Source organism: Cupriavidus nantongensis (assembly GCF_041726985.1).
In the GTDB taxonomy this organism is placed as follows: domain Bacteria; phylum Pseudomonadota; class Gammaproteobacteria; order Burkholderiales; family Burkholderiaceae; genus Cupriavidus; species Cupriavidus nantongensis_A.
This window is the reverse complement of record NZ_CP168302.1, coordinates 63,613-82,007: the sequence shown is the minus strand read 5'-3', so window position 1 is coordinate 82,007 and position 18,395 is coordinate 63,613. Positions and strand designations below refer to the sequence as shown.

The following is an 18,395-nucleotide window of genomic DNA, read 5'->3' as shown; positions in this document are numbered from 1 at the left end:
CGCTCTCCTGCATTTCCCTCAACCTGCAGTGCAGTTCCGGGAGGCAGTCCATGTCGAGCAATCCGCAGTCGGCCGGCACCTGGCCGGTCATGTCGCTGGCCGAGGCCCACGCCCGCCTGACCGCGCCGGGCGCGCCGTTCGAAACCGAGACGCGCGTGATCCGCGGCATCCCCACCACGGTCTGGAAGAACGCGCCGCCCACGCTGCGCGAGCTGCTGCTGGCCACGCGCGCGTTTGCCGAGCGCACCTTCGTGGTGTACGAGGACGAGCGCGTTTCCTACGATGCCTTTGTCCGCGCCGCCATCGCCATGGCCCACACGCTGGTGCGCGACGGCGTGCGCAAGGGCGACCGCGTGGCGCTGGCCATGCGCAACCTGCCCGAATGGCCGGTGGCGTTCTACGGCGCGCTGCTGGCCGGCGCCATCGTGACCCCGCTCAATGCGTGGTGGACCGGGCCGGAGCTGGAATATGGCCTGGCCGATTCCGGCAGCCGCATCGCCATCGTCGATGCCGAGCGGCTCGACCGCATCCTCGAACACCTGCCGGGCTGCCCGGCGCTGGAACGCATCTACGTCTCGCGCGCGGGCGCCGCACCCGCCGACCCGCGCGTGATGGCGCTGGAAAGCGTGATCGGCGCTTCGGCGAGCTGGGCGGCGCTGCCGGAGCAGGCGCCGCCTGCGGTCGACATCGACCCCGACGACGACGCCACCATCTTCTACACCTCCGGCACCACGGGCAAGCCGAAGGGCGCGCTCGGCACGCATCGCAACTCCACCTCGGTGGCGGTGGCCGGCGGCTTCAGTCCGCTGCGCAACCTGCTGCGCCGCGGCGAGCCGATCCCGGCGCCGGATCCGGCCGCGCCGCAAAAATCGATGCTGCTGGCGGTGCCGTTCTTCCACGTCACCGGCTGCATGGCGGTGCTCAACGGCGCCATCGCCACCGGCGGCAAGATCGTGCTGCTGCACCGCTGGGACGCGCTGCGCGGCATGGAACTGATCGAACGGGAGCGCTGCACCGCGGCCGGCGGCGTCCCCACCATCGCATGGCAGATCCTGGAGCATCCCGAACGCGGCCGCTTCGACCTGTCGTCGCTCGAGAACATCAACTACGGCGGCGCGCCGGCCTCGCCCGAGCTGGTCCGGCGCATCCGCGAAGTGTTCCCCATGGCCGCGCCTGGCATCGGGTGGGGCATGACCGAAACCTCGTCCACCTTCACCAGCCACAGCGCCGAAGAATACGTGATGCGCCCGGACAGCAGCGGCCCGGCGCTGCCGATCGGCGAGATGAAGGTGGTGGACGGCCGCGGCCAGGCGCTGCCGCCCGGTGAAACCGGCGAGCTGATGGCGCGCGGCGCCAATGTCGTGCGCGGCTACTGGAACAAGCCCGAGGCCACCGCCCAGACCTTTGTCGACGGCTGGCTGCGCACCGGCGACATCGCCCGGCTGGATGACGAGGGCTACGTCTACATCGTCGACCGGATGAAGGACATGCTGATCCGCGGCGGCGAGAACATCTACTGCATCGAAGTGGAAAGCGCGCTGTACGAGCACCCCGCGGTAATGGATGCGTCGGTGGTCGGGCTGCCGCACCGGACCCTGGGCGAGGAGCCGGCCGCCGTGGTCAGCCTGAAGCCGGGCATGCAGGCAAGCGAAGCCGAGCTGCAGGATTTCGTGCGCGAGCGGCTGGCGGCATTCAAGGTGCCGGTGCGTATCCTGATTTACCACGAGATGCTGCCACGCAATGCCAATGGCAAGATCATGAAATCGAACCTGCGCAAGCTGTTCGACGCCGCTGCGTAAGCCAGGGCAGCACCGCATCGATCCGATCCCTCACCAGGAAGACAAATTGACGGACCAGGCCAAGCCGGATTCCTCCCTCTCCCAACCCATGCGGGTGCTTGGCGCAGCAGCCCTCGCCGCGCTGCTGGCCGGCTGCGCCGCCGGCGGCACCAACCTGGCCGCGGTGCCGGAGCTGCGCCCCGGCGTGCCGGCCGGCTACCTCGCCGCCGATGCGCGTCCCGACAGCCTGAAGCTGCTGCCCGCGCCGCCGGCGCAGGGTTCGGCCGCGCTGGCGCTGGATGAGGACGCCGCGCGCCAGGCCGGTCCGCTGCGCGGCTCGCCCCGCTGGCAACTGGCGTCCGACGATGCCGTGCTGACGTTCCCGCAGGCCGCCAGCACGTTCTCCTGCGCGCTGGGCGTGCCCGTCGGCGAGAAAGACACGCCTTACCTGAACATGCTGCTGCGCCGCAGCCTGGTCGATGCCGGCCTGTCTACGTACAAGGCCAAGGACCATTACAAGCGCACCCGCCCGTTCGTGGCCACCGAGACCCCGATGTGCACGCAGGCCGAGGCCGCCAAGCTGGAGAAGGATGGGTCCTACCCGTCCGGCCACAGCGCCATCGGCTGGGCCTGGGCGCTGATCCTGACCGAGATCGAGCCGGCGCGCGCCAATGAACTGCTGGCGCGCGGCCAGGCCTTCGGGCAAAGCCGCGTGGTGTGCAACGTGCACTGGCAGAGCGATGTCAACGCGGGCCGCACCATGGCGGCGGCCACGGTGGCACGGCTGCATGCCGATCCCACCTTCCGTGCCGACCTGGAACGGGCACGCAGTGAAGTGGCTGCCGCGCGCGCCGCCGGCGCGCGGCCATCGCGCGATTGCCAGGCGGAGACCGCGGCGCTGGCCCGCTGATGACGGGCGCCCCGGCCGGTGCGCTTATTTCACCGGAATCGCCGTGCCGGCCGGCACCGGCACGGCGGTCACGCTGTTCTGCGGGCTGCCGCTGACGATGCGGTCCGAATACGTCAGGTAGACCAGCGTATTGCGCTTGCGGTCGACCGCGCGCACCACGTGCAGCGCCTTGAACAGGATCGACATGCGCTCGGAAAAGACATTGTCCTGCTGCTTGATCGGCGCCTTGAAGCCGATCGGACCCACCTGCCGGCACGCGATCGAGGCCTCGGGCGGGTCTTCGGCCATGCCGAGCTGGCCCTTGATGCCGCCGGTGCGGGCGCGCGACACGTAGCAGGTGACGCCGTCCACCTGCGGGTCGTCATAGGCTTCGATCACGACCTTGTCGGAGCCGGTCATGCGGAAATTGGTGCTGACGCTGCCGATCTCCTCGGCACTGGCCCCCAGGGCAGCGCCGGCGCAGGCGGCGGCAAGCAGGAGGCGAACGAGTGGGTGGTTGGACTTCATGGCTGTATCGCGCATCGGCACTCAGTTCACCGACGACTTGATGTCGCCGTGGCGTTTTTCCATTTCCTGGCGCAGCGCGCGGCGCTGCTGCGCGGCGGCAAAGCGCTGGCGCTCGACCTCGTCGCGCGGCTCCAGCGGCGGCACCTCGGCGGGGGTGCCGTTGTCATCCACCGCCACCATGGTGAAATAGCAGCTGTTGGTATGGCGCACCAGCTTGCTGCGGATGTTCTCGGTCACCACCTTGATGCCGATCTCCATCGAGCTGCGGCCGGTGTAGTTGACCGATGCCAGGAAGGTCACCAGCTCACCCACGTGAATGGGCTGGCGGAACACCACCTGGTCCACCGACAGCGTGACCACGTAGCGGCCGGCGTAGCGGCTGGCGCAGGCATACGCGACCATGTCCAGGTACTTGAGGATGGTGCCGCCGTGGACGTTGCCGGAGAAGTTGGCCATGTCCGGCGTCATCAGCACGGTCATGGAAAGCTGGTGGGACAGGTCATTCATGATGCGGGATACGAAGATTGCGGGGGCGGGATTGCCGGCTGCGGGCGCCGGCAGTTTAACCCGGATCGCCGCGCCGTTGCCGGCGGGCATGGCGCGGCGTCGGCAATTGGTCTGCCGGCGCATCGGGCCCAGCGGGCGCGTCCGGCACATAAAAAAAGCGGCCTGCCAGGCCGCTTCTTTCGCTATGGACGCAAACTGCTTATTTTTTCTTGTTCACGGCGTCCTTGAAACCCTGGCCTGCCGAGAACTTGACCGTCTTGGCGGCCGGAATCTTGATGGTTTCGCCGGTGCGCGGATTGCGGCCGGTACGGGCAGCGCGCTTGCCGGCGCTGAAGCTGCCAAAACCCACCAGCGTTACAGAATCGCCCTTTGCCACTGCCTTCTTGATACTGTCCAGCGCTGCGTTGAGCGCACGCTCGGCGGCGGCATTGCTCAATTCTGCTTCCGCGGCGATGGCCGATACCAGTTCACCTTTATTCATGGCTGATTTCCCTTGTTGGTCGTCGTCACCGATGTGCGTGCCTCGCGGCAGGCCATCGATCGGCGCAGTCTAATCTGCCCTTCGCGCGTTGAGCAATCCCCAGTGGCACCAATGCGACAAAAAAACCCGCAAATCCTTGCTTGAGGCCGGTTAGCGGGCAATTTCCACTGCTGTTCGCGCTTGCCAGGCACCGGTTTTAGCCAGGCCGGAGCCACGCCGGGACCGGTCGCCCGACATCGTGCCCCCAAAGCTAGACAGCATAGGACAGATTCCCCCAAATGGGGCGACGCACCATAACGGATCGCCAGGCGCACCTTGCCGGCTCCATTCTGGCGCAGGGGCGCCTGCTGTCGGCAACGTCCCGACCGCACCGCCCCCAGGGAATCGGACCACGTGCGGCATGCCGGTGCGGGGTTTTACCCGGCACGGTGCAAGCGGCACCAGGATGCGGCCCTCTGTGGAACGCTTTTTGCATACTGGTGCGCCCATTTTGAGCATGAGGTCACTATGGACAACTGGAAGACCGGCACCGACGCGCTGTTTATCCTGCTGGGCGCCATCATGGTGCTGGCCATGCACGCCGGCTTTGCGTTCCTCGAACTCGGCACGGTGCGCAAGAAGAACCAGGTCAATGCGCTGGTAAAGATCCTGGTGGATTTCGCGGTCTCCACCATCGCTTATTTCTTTATCGGTTACACCATTGCCTATGGGGTGCAGTTCTTCTCCGGCGCCGAAACGCTGGCCCAGAAGAACGGTTATGAACTGGTCAAGTTCTTTTTCCTGGCGACCTTTGCGGCGGCGATTCCGGCGATTATCTCCGGCGGTATTGCCGAACGTTCGCGATTCAATCCGCAGCTGGTCGCCACCTTCGTGCTGGTGGGTTTTGTCTACCCGTTTTTCGAAGGCATGGTGTGGAACCAGCGCTACGGCGTGCAGGACTGGATCGCGCGCGTGGCCGGCGCGCCCTTCCATGACTTTGCCGGTTCGGTGGTGGTGCATGCGCTGGGCGGCTGGATTGCGCTGCCGGCGGTGCTGCTGCTAGGCGCGCGCCGCGGCCGCTACCAGAAGGATGGCCGCATCAGCGCGCATCCGCCCTCGAACATCCCGTTCCTGGCGCTGGGCGCCTGGATTCTTGCGGTGGGCTGGTTCGGCTTCAACGTGATGAGCGCGCAGACCGTCGACAAGATCAGCGGCCTGGTGGCGATCAATTCGCTGATGGCGATGGCCGGCGGCACGCTGGCCGCCTGGCTGGCCGGACGCAACGATCCGGGCTTCGTCTACAACGGGCCGCTGGCCGGCCTGGTGGCGGTCTGCGCGGGGTCGGACCTGATGCATCCGCTGGGCGCGCTGGTCACCGGTACCGTGGCTGGCGCGCTGTTCGTCTATATGTTCACGCTGGCGCAAAACAAATGGCATATCGACGATGTGCTGGGCGTGTGGCCGCTGCACGGGCTGTGCGGCGCCTGGGGCGGCATCGCCGCGGGCATCTTCGGCGCGAAGGCGCTGGGAGGCCTTGGCGGGGTATCGCTCGGCGCGCAGTTGCTCGGCACCTTGCTTGGCATCGTGGTAGCGCTGGCCGGCGGCACGCTGGTCTATGGCACGCTGAAGCGGCTGGTGGGCATCCGTCTCGACGCCGAGGGCGAGTTCAACGGCGCCGACCTGACGCTGCACCGGATTTCCGCCACCCCCGAGCGCGAAACCAACTGGTAATACCCGCCAGCGGCTTTCCGATATAAACAGACGAGCCGCGCAACGCGCCTTGTCTTAACAATTCTTTGCTTGCACTTCCGCGCACGGCCTCTCAATAATTGCCGTGCCCGGGAATTGCGCGCAATGCGCAGGGGCTCGCACGCCGCAGCCGGCTGTTTTGGGGGATGTTGGGCCGGCGGCTGGCCGGTTACACCAACACGAAAGGAATACGCCGATGGACGCCTCTACCTTCGACAACCTCAAGACCCTGGTGGTCTCCTACGCCACCGAATTCGGCGTCAAGATCCTGGCGGCCCTTGCCTTCTGGGTCATTGGCCGCTGGCTGATCCACTTTGTCGTGCGCCTGGTGCAGAATGCGCTCGGCAAGCAGAAGGTCGATCCGACGCTGCTGCGCTATGTCGGTTCCATCGTCACCGTGACGCTGAACGTGGTGCTGGTGATCGGCATCCTTGGCTACTTCGGCATCCAGACCACCACCTTTGCCGCGCTGATCGCGGCCGCCGGCGTGGCCATCGGCATGGCCTGGTCGGGGCTGATGGCAAACTTCGCCGCCGGCGCCTTCCTGGTGGTACTGCGGCCGTTCAAGGTGGGCGACTTCGTCACCATCGGCGGCGTGACCGGGACGGTGCGCGAAATCGGCCTGTTCGCCACCACGCTGGACACGCCGGACAATGTCCAGACCGTGATCGGCAACAACAAGATCTTCAGCGACACCATCCAGAACTTCACCGCCAATGCGTTCCGGCGCGTGGACCTGAAAGCGCAGCTGGCCGGCAGCACCGACGTGGCCGACGCGGTGGCGCTTCTGAAGACCCGCATCGCCGAGATCCCCAACGTGCTGGCCGAGCCGCCGGTCGACGTCGAAATCCTCGAGTTCACGCTGGTCGGCCCGGTGCTGGCGGTGCGGCCCTATTGCCATAACGACCATTACTGGCAAGTCTATTTCGACACCAACCGCGTCATCCGCGAATGCTTCGGCCAGGCCGGCTACGCAGCGCCGATGCCGGCGCACATGGTGGTGGTGCAACAGGCCGGGGTGCCGCACGCTGCCGCGGAGCAAGCCGCGGCACAGCAGGCCGCCTGAACCGGCGCGGCGGCGGTTTCAGCGGGTGCCCGGACGCGCGCGTGCGCCCGAGCGCCCGTAATGGCGCATCAGCACCGCACCGGCGCCGCAGGCTGCCATCACCACGCCCAGCGGCAGCGCACTGCCGTCGCGCCACACGCTGACCGCGGCACCGCCGAGCGTGCCGAGCGAAAACTGCAACGTGCCCATCAGCGCCGAAGCCGTGCCGGCGCGATGCCCCTGGTGCGCCAGCGCCAGCGCCGAGGCATTCGGCGAGACGCAGCCCAGCGCACCGATAAACACGAAGAAGCCGCCCAGCAGCACCGGCAGCACCGCCATCCCCGCCAGCGCGGCCAGCGCCAGCACCAGCCCCGCGGCCAGCGCCGCCAGCAGCGTGGCTCCCAGCACCTGGTCGAGCGAGCGCCCGCGCACCAGCCGGGCATTGAGCTGCGACATTGTGATCAACCCGAGCGCATTGGCGCCGAACACAAAGCCATAGTGCGACGGCGCAATGCCGTGCAGTTCGATCAGCACGAAGGGCGAGCCCGAGATATACGCAAACATGCCCGCCGAGCCAAAGCCGGCCGACAGCGAATAACCCAGGAACTCGCGGTCGCGCAGCAGTTCCGCGTAGCTGCGCGCGACGGTGCCGAGCCGCAGCGGCGCGACATGGCCGCGGTCCAGCGATTCCTCCATGCGCAGGTGGACCAGCAGCAGGATCAGCAGGCCCGCCCCCGCCAGCACCCAGAAGATGGCGCGCCAGCCCGATACGGTCAGCACCGCGCCGCCGATGATCGGTGCCAGGATCGGCGCAACCCCCATCACCAGCATCAGCGAGGAAAACGCCCGCGCCGATTCATGCGCCTCGAGCCGGTCGCGGATCACCGCCCGGGCCATCACCATGCCGGCGCAGCCCCCCAGCGCCTGCAGGAAGCGCCATAGCATCAGCGACTCCACGTTGCGCGCCAGCGCGCAGCCCACCGCGGCGATGATGTAAAGACATAGCCCGACATAGAGCGGCGGCTTGCGCCCGAAGCGGTCGCTGAAGGGACCATAGAAGGCCTGTCCGATCGCCAGCCCGACCAGGAAGGTGCCCAGCGTCAGCTGGACCTGGCCGATATCGACGCCCAGGTCGCCGGCCAGTGTCGGGAAACTCGGCAGGTACATGTCGATCGACAGCGGCGCGATCGCCATCAGCGAGCCGCAGATCAGCAGCCAGGCAGGGAAACGCGGCATCGACGCGGCGCTGGAGGAATGAGGCATAGGGGGCAGTATCCGAGGCCCATGGGCTGCCGTACGCGGCCGTGCGGCACGGGCAGCCCCGGGGACAGACGCAATTGTTGCACAACGTAATCAATGCAGCCGCGGACCCGGCGACGTTGGCATGCGGCGGTTCGCGCAGGAAGACCGCCCTTGCTGCATTGCGTCGCCGAAGTCGGGTCCGGCAAAGCTGGCAAACCCGGCAGGATTGGTGAATAGTGGTGACAGGCCCTGTTGTTCATCGGCATGGCCATGGCGGCAACGCGACGATGCTTGCGGGGCGCGACTTTCATGCGTGCCGGCGTGGAGGGTACAATGCCAGCCTGTCGGCGTAAGACTCGCCGTCGGCCTCGCAGAGAGGGACGACAGTACAGGTCCCCGCAACATTAGCCTGCATGAGAATACGACAAACGCCGCTTTCCGCTTCGCCAGGCACCGCCATACTCGCGGTCGTGCTGCTGCTGCCGCTGCCCCAGACGGCCAAGGCGGCGCCGGCGCAGTTGCGCAATGCCAGCGTCCCGTTGCTGGTTCCCGCGGCCGATGAAGCCGACCCGGTGGCGCGCATGCTCAAGGGCGCGGCCACCGGCCAGAACACCGGCGCCGCCGGCGTGCCCGAACTGCTGCGCAACGCCACCCGCCCTGACAACGTGCTGGCGCGCGCCTGCCGCCAGCTCAACGATGCCCTGCCGATCGAGATCGACGGCGAAACCCGCCTGCGCCGCTGCCAGTCGGTTCCGGGCAAACACGTCTTGTTCCAGCTGGAACTGACCAACTACCGCGGGCCGATGCTGGACCTGGCCAGCTTCGAGGTCAACTACGCCGCGCCGCTGCAGCGCAATATCTGCGCCAACCGCGATGTCGAGATCCTGACCAAGCTCGGCGTCAGCATGTTGTTCCGCTACATGACCCGCAAGGACCGCGGCGAGCGCCGCATCGGCGACGTCTATATCAACGGCCCGATCTGCAGCGCAGCGTTGCGCTGACCTGCGCGCCCGCGCCAACAAAAACGGCCCGCTGACGCGGGCCGTTTTTTTGTTTCAGGCAACACGCCTTAGGCGGCGCGGGGGCGCAGCGGCACCACGTTGGCGGCGCGCCGCACCAGCATGCGCGTCTCCTTCCAGCCGGCGTCGGCCAGCGGCGAGCCCCACACCAGTTCATGCAGGCGCGCCAGTGCGAACGGGTTGCCCAGCAGCACGTGCTTCTGCGCCGGCGTGAGCGCGCGCGGGCCGTGCGTCAGCGCATGCTCGACCAGGCTCTCGTGGCGCTTGCGTGCCGATTCCGGCTGCACCACGCGCGGCGTCGCAGTGGCGCACATCAGCGCGTTGGTGACCGGGTCCACCACGGCGTCGACGAAGTTGGGCGTTTCGCCGGCGTTTTCGACATGCTGCTGGGTTTCGACGATCTCGCGCGGCACCAGCGTTTCCTCCGGGATCATGAACAGCCCAGCATTGCGCGAAGCGCGGCCCAGCGAGACCCGCGACAACATCACCGACAGCGGGATCGACAGCGCCAGCGAGCCGACGATCGGCAGCAGCCACAGTACATAGGAGGGGTTCAGCCAGTACACCAGCCCGCCCCACGCCAGCCCCAGGGCGGTATGCCAGCCGTGGCGGCGGAACGCTTCGCCCCAGGTGGTCTCGGCGTCCTCGCGCGGCGGCGATTTCCACGAGATGCCCCAGCCGCTGTACGCCGCGACCACGAACTTGGTATGGAACAGCATGCGCGTAGGCGCCAGCAGCGCAGACAGCAGCACCTCGATCAGCATACTGGCAAAGAGCTGCACCGCGCCGCCGTAGCGCCGCGCCTGCTTCATCAGCAGCGCCACGCTGGCGAGCTTGGGCAGGAACAGCAGCGTGGCCGTGGCCGAGAACAGCGCCAGCGCCTTTTCCGGATGCCATTCGGGCCAGGTCGGGAACAACTGGTACTGCTGGGTGAAGTATTCCGGCGGCACCAGCGCGTGCTTGGCCAGCATTGCCGTCGACAGCAGCAGGAACAACAGCCACAGCGGCGCCGACAGGTACGCCATGATCCCGGTCAGGAACACCGCGCGGTGCACCACGTGGAAGCCCTGCTTGAGCCACAGCCGGAAATTCATCAGGTTGCCCTGGCACCAGCGGCGGTCGCGCTTGACCTCGTCGAGCAGGTTGGGCGGCAGTTCTTCGTACGAGCCCTCGAGGTCGTAGGCAATCCACACGCCCCAGCCGGCACGGCGCATCAGCGCGGCCTCGACAAAGTCGTGCGACAGGATCTCGCCCGACAGCGGGCCGCGGCCCGGCAGCGGCGCCAGCGCGCAGTGTTCGATGAACGGCTTGACGCGGATGATGGCGTTGTGGCCCCAGTAGTGCGATTCGCCCAGCTGCCAGTAGTGCAGCCCGGCGGTAAACAGCGGTCCGTACACGCGCGTGGCGAACTGCTGCACGCGTGCATACAGCGTTTCGCGGCCCACCGCCAGCGGCGCGGTCTGGATGATGCCGGCACCCGGGTTGGCTTCCATCAGCCGCACCAGCGTGGCCAGGCAGTCGCCGCTCATCACGCTGTCGGCGTCGAGCACCACCATGTAGCGGTACTTGCTGCCCCAGCGGCGGCAGAAATCGGCCACGTTGCCGGTCTTGCGCTTCACGCGATGGCGGCGCCAGCGATAGAAGATGCGGCCGAAACCGCCGACGGCGCGGCAAAGTTCCATCCAGGCATCGTGCTCGGCGGTGCGCAGGTCCGGATTGCCGCTGTCCGACAGCACGATGAAATCGAAGTTGGACAGGTGCGGCGTGCGCGACAGCGATTCATAGGTGGCGCGCAAGCCGGCGAAGACGCGCGTCACGTCTTCATTGCATATCGGCATGATGATCGCGGTGCGGGCCTCGGCCGCAATCGGCGCGTCGGGCCGGTCCGGCACCGCCGAGCGCGAGATCAGGTGCTTGTCGCCGCCCTTGGCCAGCACCAGGAAGCCCATCATCGCGGTCCAGAAGCCGGCCGACACCCAGGAGAACAGGATGGCGAACAGCACCAGGATGGCAATCTCGAGCGGATCGGCGCCGTGGTACGGCAGCACGTTGGTCATGAAGTACGTGGCCAGCACGGTCTGGACGGCGACCAGTGCCAGCAGCACCCAGCGCCGGTGCGAGCCGGCGGGATGCCATTTGCCTTCGGCGTCGGGGCCATCGTGCAGCGTGTCCCAGGTCTCTGGCACCGGGGGGCGCCCCAGCATGCGGCGCCACGTGTTGCGCAGCCAGCCGGTGACGATATGCGGCGGCCACTGGCGCGGCACCATCGAGCTGCGCTCGGGCGCTGGGCCGGTGTCGGCCTTCACGGTGCCGTCTTCGCGCCGGCGCAGCAGCGGCGCGCCGCCGACCTGCGGATTGCCGTAGGCCATGGCGAAACGCCGCTGCACCGAGGCGTAGGCGCTGCTGCCGTGCGCCGGCGGCGCGTCCTTGCCGGCCAGGCGCGACTGCAGGCGCGTGATCGCCTCCTGCGCGTCGCGGCCGTCGGCGGTGACCGGGATCACCGGCGTCACCGCAGCCAGCGGCGTGGCGGGTGCCGCCGCGGCGGCCATGGCGGCGCTGTCGGCCAGCAGTTCGCTACGCACTTCAGGCGATACGGGCAGGCGGTCGAGATAGCGCTCGCATGCCGCCGCCTGGGCCGGTCGCTGCTTTAGGCGGGGGGTAAGATGTAGCTCCACGTCTCGGACAGGGTTGTATTGCCGTTGCGAAGATAGCCGCGCAACTCTACCGGCTTGGTTTCGTCCTTGCGGCGCATCAGCATGGTCATGCGCCAGCCGCCGGTCGCGTCATTGCGCTGCACCGACGTCTTCAACAGCTCGCCGTTGGCATCGGCCGAAACCACCGGGTCGATGCGAACGTCCGCCGGCAGCCTGCGGAAGGCCGGGCCTTCGAAGTCCACCACCAGCGAAAAGCTCGTGTCCTCCTTGCTGCGGGTCTGGCCCTGGCCCAGGCGGGTCTGGGTCACCCACGACAGCGGCGGCTCCTGCTCGCCGTCCTTCTGCCACAGCAGGCGGTATTCGTAATCGAAGGCCTGCTTCGGCTTGGGCGGGTTGTCGGGCACCCAGTACGCGACGATGTTGTCGTTGGTCTCGTCCGGCGTCGGGATCTGCACCAGCTCGACCCGGCCCGAGCCCCAGTTGCCGCGCGGCTGCACCCAGCCGCTGGGCCGGCGCTCATACCACGCGCCGATCTCCTGGTAGCTGTTGAAGCTGCGGTCGCGCTGCATCAGCCCGAAGCCTTGCGGATTGGTCGCCGCGAACGACGTCACCAGCAGCCGCTTGGGATTGACCAGCGGACGCCAGACCCATTCGCCGGTGCCGAGGTGGATCGACAGGCCGTCCGAGTCGTGCACCTCCGGCCGGAAATCCTGCGCCGGCGCCGGCTGGTTCTCGCCGAACAGGTACATGCTGGTCAGCGGCGCGAGGCCAAGCTTGGTCACGTTCTCGCGCAGGTAGAGGCGCGACTTGACCTCCATCGCGGTCTCCGCGCCGGGTTTGATGGTGAAGCGGTACGCCCCGCTCATGCGGCGCGAATCCATCAGCGCATAAATCGTGATTTCCTTGGCATTGGCGCCCGGACGCTCGATCCAGTATTCGACGAAGCGCGGGAATTCCTCGCCCGAGTTGAGCGCGGTATCCACCGCCAGCCCGCGCGCCGAGAGCCCGTACCACTGGTCCTTGCCGAGCGCGCGGAAGTAGCTGGCGCCGAGGAACGACGCCAGTTCGTCCTTGCGCTTGCCCTGGTTCAGCGGATACAGGATGCGGAAGCCGGCGTAGCCCAGCCCTTTCAGCTTGGCGGCATCGACCTTGTGCGGGCCGTAGTTGAACGCGGAGGGGTCGAAGCGGAATTCGCGCACGCTGTTGCCCACCACTTCATGGATGCGCACGGGCTGGTCGAACACCATGCCCTCGTGGAAGAACGACAGCTCGAACGGCGAACGCGTGCCGCGCCAGGCGAAGCGCTCGGGCTTGTACTCGATCTCGCGGTAGCGCTCGTAGGTCAGCTCGCGCAACTCGCGCGGCAGGTTCTGGGCCGGCGCCTTGTAAGGCGACGCCGCCAGCTGGCGCGCGCGCGAGGCGACCGTGTCGAAGTCGAACGCATGGGCCGCCATCGCACACAGTGCCAGCGCCCCGCCGCCGAGCCAGGCCGCGATGCGCGCTCCGGCGCGCGCGGCGCGGCGGCGCGTCCCCGGCCCGGCAGCGGGCAAGGTAAACGGTACGGCTATTCGTGGCGAGGCGATCTGTGACATGTATGCCAGGGTGAGCGGTTGAATCGGAGTGGCCGGCATCGACGGCCTGAACGATGAGGGACACGGCAAGAGATGAGCCCGGCGCCGAGTGGCGAGGCCCTGACGCGGGGCAGGTTGCCCGCGGGGCACCGTGTCCGGGTTGTTGCGATGCGCAATAAACCATAGCAATTCGAGACGCAAAAGTCACGTTTCGATCACGCAAGGTTTGAAACAAAATGTTGGCCACGTAGCCCGAAAGCCGCTCCACACATGGCTTTGCGGGCGATCAGGTCACATCGCCGCGAACCTCGGCACGGTCAGCCTCGATCGGCGGCCCCGGTTGCGCACCGATGCGGGCCCGAACGCATCCGGCCTGCGTCCGGCCCGTTTAATACACTGTTACTTTTTGGCGCCTTCGCTGTATGGATCAAACTTGCCGCTCTTGGCGCCTTCGGAATAAGGATCGAACTTGCCACTGTTCATGCCGCCCTGGCTGAACGAATCGAACGATTTTTGCGCCCCGCCCTGGATCGGCTCCATCTGGTCGGGCCTGGCGCCCGGGTTCAGCGCGGTCACGTTGTCGCTTTTTGCGCCGTCGGTGTACGGGCTGAACTTGTCCTGCCTGGCCCCATCGGTGTAAGTACTGAACTTGTCCTGCTTGGCACCGTCGGTGTACGGACTGAACTGGTCGGCCTTGCCCGCGGTCTGGGCGTGCACCGTGCCGAAGGCGCAGGCGACGGCCAGGCCGATTGTGAGATAGCGCAGCGTCATGGGATCTCCTCTCGCAGGAATGGGCGCCCGTCGTGCCGGCGGCACGATGGGACAGAAATCAACGCTAGGTCAGGGGCACGCACGTGTCAACCGCGGGCCGGTGGCCGCAGTGGGCCAGGCCCGTCGGCAACCGTCGTCCACCGCATCGCATTGCGCTTACAATGCCACTCGAACGCCACCATGTAGCCACAAGGAACCGTCATGCTGACTCGGCAAACCTCATCCTCTGCCAGCCTCGCCCGCCCCGCCCTGAGTGCCGCACTTGCAGGCGCGCTGGGGGCCTTGCTGTTCTGCGCCGCGCCCGCGCACGCGTACTTCGACAACTACCTGAGCGGCACCATCATCGGCACGCTCAACGACAAGGAAGGCGCGTCGCTGGCCAAGTCGGTGCGTACCGCACTGAACGATACGGCCGATGGCCAATCGGTGGCATGGACCTATCCGGCAGCGGGACGGCGCCAGCAGATCGACGGCACCATCACCCCGGTCGAAAGCAAGACCGACAAGGGCCAGCCGTGCCGGCGCCTGAAGTCAGACCTCAAGCGCGGCAGTGCCGAAGAGCACTGGAGCGGCTGGTTCTGCAAGCAGTCCAACGGCCAATGGAAATCGCGCCACGTAGGCGAATAAGCTGGCCGGCAGCAGGCTGTGCTGCGCCGCTGCTGGCTTAGCGGCACAGCTTGCGCAGCAGCTCCCCCGCGATGGTGCCGGGGCCGGCCAGCTGGAAGGTGCCGGACTGCGGCGCGCGGATGGTATAGAGCGATTCGCCGCGCGCAAAGCGCTTGCTGTAGAGCGTCTGCTCGACCACGGCGAACATCGACGTGGCACAGTTCAGCACCATGCGCTTGAGCGAGGAACGGATCGGTTCGCCGCTGGCGGTGCGGATCACGCCCGACGGCGAATTGCGCATCACCACCACGCCAACCTGCGTGCCCTGGCGGCGCACCGCCGACTGATCGAAATAAGAAATCACGCCATTGGCGCCCATCAGCGGCAGCCAGCGCTGCGGGTCGGGCGCGCCGGGATCGGGCGCGGCCACCAGGCGGCAACCTTCCCTGGGTGTGGAGCGGAACACGGTGCCGGAGCCAGGTACCTGGCACTCGTAGAGGCCGGCGGCAGCGGCCGGCCGGGATGCAGAGGCCGGCGCCAAGTCAGTGGCCGGCACAGCGCCGTCATCGGCGTGCGCCTGCGGCAGGGCCAGGCCGAACACGCAGCCGGCCAGCGCGGCTGCGTGTCGAAACATGCGGAACATCATGGAATTACCCTCATGTAGACGGGAAAAAGCGATCCGCATTGTCGCACAGGATGCATGCATCGCGGCGCGCGGGCACGCCCCGATCCATGCGGCGCGACCGCCTTCAGCCGTGCAGGCGTCGCCAGGCGACCAGGTCCTCGATGGTCAGCACCGGCAAGCGGTACATCCCGGCAAAGGCCAGCGCTTCCGCACGCCGCGCCATGGTGCCATCCGGATTCATCAGCTCGCACAGCACCGCGGCGGGAGACAATCCCGCCATGCGCGCCAGGTCGACCGAGCCTTCGGTATGGCCGCGGCGCTCGAGCACGCCGCCGTCGCGCGCCACCAGCGGGAACACGTGGCCGGGGCTGACCACGGCATCGGCGCCGGCGTCCTCCGCAATCGCCGCGCGGATGGTAGTGATCCGGTCAGCCGCGCTGACCCCAGTGCTGACGCCCTCGCGGGCCTCGATCGACACGGTGAAGGCGGTGCCGTACTGGCTGCGGTTGTGCTCGACCATCGGCCGCAGGCCCAGGCTGCGCACCTTGTCCGTCGGCAGGCACAGGCACACGATGCCGCTGCATTCGCGAATCATCATGGCCATGTTGGCCTGGGTCAGGCGCTCGGCGGCAAGGATCAGGTCGGCCTCGTTCTCGCGGTCGTCGTCATCGAGCAGCACGACCGGCCGGCCTTCGTGCATGGCCTCGAGGGCCTGTTCGATGCGCAACTTCAGCGCGCGCGGGTCGGCGCCAGCCATCGTATCGACAGTGACACTGGGGTTGGCATCCGCGGACACCGCGGGGGCAATGGCTTCGGTGGAAAAGCTAGACATGAAACGCTCCTGTTCAGCATCAATGGGCGTTCCAGGGGAAGGTTCAACGGAACTGCAAGGCCCGCATGCCATGCTGAGCGCACGCGCACGAACCGCCGCGCCCTGCGCGCGCAAGGCTCGGCAAACCACGGGCCAGGCAGGCGCCAGGCCACGCAGGCAAGCTCCGTCCATCTTCTTTCATCCGGACTATGACCGTCGGCCCTGGCCTCTCACCAGGTCTGCTGACCTCGCACGGGAATGCGAGCGCTCGCGGGCTCGCCGGACACGCGCTGCGCGTCGCGGCATACCGCCGGTGGGGACTTTCACCCCGCCCTGAAGACGTAACGTAACCGGGCCGGCCAGACGGCCGGCACCGGCCCGCGCATGTTAGCACGATTGTTCTTTGTCACTGCGCGCCGCGCGCGAAGACCGTATCCTGCTGCGGCCCGCGTCGTGGTGCCTGCCACGTTCGGTCTCGGCAACGTGCCTTTCCGTGTACTACAAATAGGGTAAGGAGGCAGCGCCTGGGGGCTGCAAGCGCCGGTTTTCCCATGGCTTGCCTGACAACAACGCAGCATCTTTTCAGCGTGCTTCCCATGCGCCGACCCGATCAAGAAGCCAGACAAGACAGCCATGCGAGTTGCATCCCCCTCCTTCCAACCTTCTCCGCGCCGCGGTGGCGACGGCCGCGCCGCGCCGCCATGGCGGCGCTGCTTGCACTGGCCGGGTGCCTGAGCACAGCCGCGCGCGCGGCGCCTGCGGTCCAGCTTGGCTACGGCTTCGACGACAGGCATCACGTGCAAAAGGCGGAGATCGCCATGCTGTGGGATTCAGGCCTGGCGTGGGGCAACCCGCAGGGCTGGCAGGTCGACCTGCAATGGGAGGTCAATGTTGCGCGCTGGCTCAGCGACAGCAACAACAATCCTAACGATCTGTGGGAATTCGGCGCGTCACCGGTGGCGCGGATCGCCTGGTGGCGCCACAGCTGGGTGCCGTTCCTGGAGCTGTCGGTGGGCGCGCGGCTGCTGAGCGGCACGCGCACCTCCGACGATCACGTCATCTCCAGCGCGTTCCAGTTCTCGGAGTACGCCGGCCTTGGCGTGATGCTGGGCAAGGACCGCAACTTTGCCGCCGGCTACCGGATCCAGCATCTGTCCAATGGCGGCATCAAGGAGCCCAACCCTGGCACCACCTTCCACGTCATCTACCTGCGCTACCGCTTCTGACCTGCCGGTCATGCGCCCCGCCCTGCGTTTCAAACAGGACGCGCGTGGCGTCGTCGGACGGGAAGAAGCATTCGATGCGCAGCTCCTGCAGCGTGACGTCCTGCGGAATCCCGAGCGTGGTCAGCGTCGAGAACAACGACGCGCGGAATGCCCCCGCATGCAGCACCACCGGCAACAACGGCGGCGGCGGCCCGTCGCTACCGTCGTCCTCGGGCAGCAGCACGCCGCCGGGGCCGACCATGTCCGGATGCCAGTCCGCGATGCGCGCGAACAGCGCGCGCGCGGTCTGGTCGTGCGCCTGCACCTGCAGCTCCTGCCAGACGCGCCGCAACAGGTAGCGGCCGACCTGGCGCGCGTTCTCGATCACCGGCCACAGGCCGTCCGGGTCGAACACGGTCAGCATCAGGTTGATCCGGTGCGGATCGTCGGCCAGCGATGCCGGCGGGCGGCCGCCAAGCAAGGTGTCGAACATGCGGCGGTAGGCGGCATTGGCGTCGACCAGGTTCCAGAAGCGGTCCAGCACCACGGCGGGGTACGGCTCCTGCTTGGCCAGGATCAGGGCGATTGCCTGCTGCACCATTTGCAACGGCGGCGCGCTCAGCGCGTGTTCGCTGTAGGCCGGTGCGAAGCCGCTGGCGAGCAGCAGCCGGTTGCGCTGGCGCAGCGGCACGCCCAGCCGCTCGGCCAGCGCCAGCACCATTTCGCGGCTGGGGCGGGCGCGCCCGGATTCGAGGAAGGAGATATGGCGCTGCGAGACCCCGGCGGCCAGCGACAGCGCCAGCTGGCTGTAGCCGCGCTTGCCGCGCCAGTAGCGCAACAGTCCGGGAAAGTCGAGAGTGGCCTCGGAGGCAGGGGTCAGCGTTTCCATGCGGGCTATTACAGCATGGCGGCGGCCTCGCGGCGAATACCTTGCA

17 protein-coding genes and 1 riboswitch are annotated in these 18,395 nt (G+C 67.6%); of the genes, 7 read left to right on the top strand and 10 right to left on the bottom strand.

The genetic code is table 11. From position 1 onward, the window contains the following. Positions 1-50: 50 nt before the first annotated feature. Together ACEI37_RS00340 and ACEI37_RS00335 are read left to right on the top strand one after the other, a co-directional pair. Entirely contained in the window at positions 51-1,799 is a 1,749-nt protein-coding gene (locus ACEI37_RS00340) for a class I adenylate-forming enzyme family protein (RefSeq protein ID WP_373376797.1), read from the top strand. Positions 1,800-1,845: 46 nt separating this feature from the next. Beyond that, positions 1,846-2,688, top strand: a complete 843-nt coding sequence (locus ACEI37_RS00335) for a phosphatase PAP2 family protein (RefSeq protein ID WP_373376796.1) — start codon at positions 1,846-1,848, stop codon at positions 2,686-2,688. A 24-nt stretch (positions 2,689-2,712) separates the two neighbouring features. Here ACEI37_RS00335 and ACEI37_RS00330 read toward each other — a convergent pair whose 3' ends face one another. From ACEI37_RS00330 to ACEI37_RS00320, 3 genes are all read right to left on the bottom strand, one after another. Beyond that, on the bottom strand, positions 2,713-3,195 hold the full coding sequence (locus tag ACEI37_RS00330; RefSeq protein ID WP_373376795.1) for a CreA family protein: 483 nt from the start codon (positions 3,193-3,195) through the stop codon (positions 2,713-2,715). A gap of 21 nt (positions 3,196-3,216) precedes the next feature. After that, on the bottom strand, positions 3,217-3,702 hold the full coding sequence (locus ACEI37_RS00325) for an acyl-CoA thioesterase (RefSeq protein ID WP_012355963.1): 486 nt from the start codon (positions 3,700-3,702) through the stop codon (positions 3,217-3,219). A gap of 199 nt (positions 3,703-3,901) precedes the next feature. Beyond that, the gene (locus ACEI37_RS00320; protein WP_010814166.1) at positions 3,902-4,183 is read right to left on the bottom strand and encodes an HU family DNA-binding protein; all 282 of its coding nucleotides are present in this window, start codon (positions 4,181-4,183) and stop codon (positions 3,902-3,904) included. 507 nt (positions 4,184-4,690) lie between these two features. Between ACEI37_RS00320 and ACEI37_RS00315 the strand changes: the two genes are divergently transcribed. Together ACEI37_RS00315 and ACEI37_RS00310 are read left to right on the top strand one after the other, a co-directional pair. Beyond that, entirely contained in the window at positions 4,691-5,893 is a 1,203-nt protein-coding gene (locus ACEI37_RS00315; RefSeq protein ID WP_373376794.1) for an ammonium transporter, read from the top strand. Between the two features lie 214 nt (positions 5,894-6,107). After that, positions 6,108-6,977, top strand: a complete 870-nt coding sequence (locus ACEI37_RS00310) for a mechanosensitive ion channel family protein (RefSeq protein ID WP_373376793.1) — start codon at positions 6,108-6,110, stop codon at positions 6,975-6,977. An 18-nt stretch (positions 6,978-6,995) separates the two neighbouring features. Here the strand turns inward: ACEI37_RS00310 and ACEI37_RS00305 are convergent, their stop codons facing one another. Next, positions 6,996-8,219, bottom strand: a complete 1,224-nt coding sequence (locus ACEI37_RS00305) for a Bcr/CflA family multidrug efflux MFS transporter (protein WP_373376792.1) — start codon at positions 8,217-8,219, stop codon at positions 6,996-6,998. A gap of 392 nt (positions 8,220-8,611) precedes the next feature. On the opposite strand from ACEI37_RS00305, the gene ACEI37_RS00300 reads away from it, so the two are divergent. After that, a complete protein-coding gene (locus ACEI37_RS00300) occupies positions 8,612-9,199 on the top strand; it encodes a hypothetical protein (RefSeq protein WP_373376791.1) in 588 nt (195 codons plus the stop codon). Between the two features lie 68 nt (positions 9,200-9,267). Here the strand turns inward: ACEI37_RS00300 and mdoH are convergent, their stop codons facing one another. From mdoH to ACEI37_RS00285, 3 genes are all read right to left on the bottom strand, one after another. Beyond that, a complete protein-coding gene (mdoH, locus tag ACEI37_RS00295) occupies positions 9,268-11,892 on the bottom strand; it encodes a glucans biosynthesis glucosyltransferase MdoH (protein WP_373376790.1) in 2,625 nt (874 codons plus the stop codon). Beyond that, a complete protein-coding gene (locus ACEI37_RS00290; protein WP_373376789.1) occupies positions 11,865-13,463 on the bottom strand; it encodes a glucan biosynthesis protein G in 1,599 nt (532 codons plus the stop codon). The genes mdoH and ACEI37_RS00290 overlap by 28 nt, the downstream gene beginning before the upstream one ends. Before the next feature lie 378 nt (positions 13,464-13,841). Next, positions 13,842-14,213, bottom strand: coding sequence for a hypothetical protein (locus ACEI37_RS00285; RefSeq protein WP_092317066.1), 372 nt, complete (start codon positions 14,211-14,213; stop codon positions 13,842-13,844). Between the two features lie 201 nt (positions 14,214-14,414). On the opposite strand from ACEI37_RS00285, the gene ACEI37_RS00280 reads away from it, so the two are divergent. Continuing rightward, on the top strand, positions 14,415-14,840 hold the full coding sequence (locus ACEI37_RS00280) for an RT0821/Lpp0805 family surface protein (RefSeq protein WP_373376788.1): 426 nt from the start codon (positions 14,415-14,417) through the stop codon (positions 14,838-14,840). Between the two features lie 37 nt (positions 14,841-14,877). On the opposite strand, the gene ACEI37_RS00275 is transcribed toward ACEI37_RS00280, so the two are convergent. Continuing rightward, entirely contained in the window at positions 14,878-15,465 is a 588-nt protein-coding gene (locus tag ACEI37_RS00275) for a surface-adhesin E family protein (RefSeq protein ID WP_373376787.1), read from the bottom strand. Positions 15,466-15,568: 103 nt separating this feature from the next. Further along, positions 15,569-16,276 (bottom strand): 3,4-dihydroxy-2-butanone-4-phosphate synthase, encoded by a 708-nt coding sequence (ribB, locus tag ACEI37_RS00270; RefSeq protein ID WP_373376786.1) that lies wholly within the window; start codon positions 16,274-16,276, stop codon positions 15,569-15,571. Positions 16,277-16,441: 165 nt separating this feature from the next. Beyond that, a riboswitch (FMN riboswitch) is annotated at positions 16,442-16,600 on the bottom strand. A gap of 473 nt (positions 16,601-17,073) precedes the next feature. On the opposite strand from ribB, the gene ACEI37_RS00265 reads away from it, so the two are divergent. Further along, positions 17,074-17,481 (top strand): acyloxyacyl hydrolase, encoded by a 408-nt coding sequence (locus ACEI37_RS00265; protein WP_373376785.1) that lies wholly within the window; start codon positions 17,074-17,076, stop codon positions 17,479-17,481. Here ACEI37_RS00265 and ACEI37_RS00260 read toward each other — a convergent pair. After that, the gene (locus ACEI37_RS00260) at positions 17,456-18,349 is read right to left on the bottom strand and encodes a helix-turn-helix domain-containing protein (RefSeq protein WP_373376784.1); all 894 of its coding nucleotides are present in this window, start codon (positions 18,347-18,349) and stop codon (positions 17,456-17,458) included. The two genes, ACEI37_RS00265 and ACEI37_RS00260, sit on opposite strands and share 26 nt — an antisense overlap. Positions 18,350-18,395: the final 46 nt, after the last annotated feature.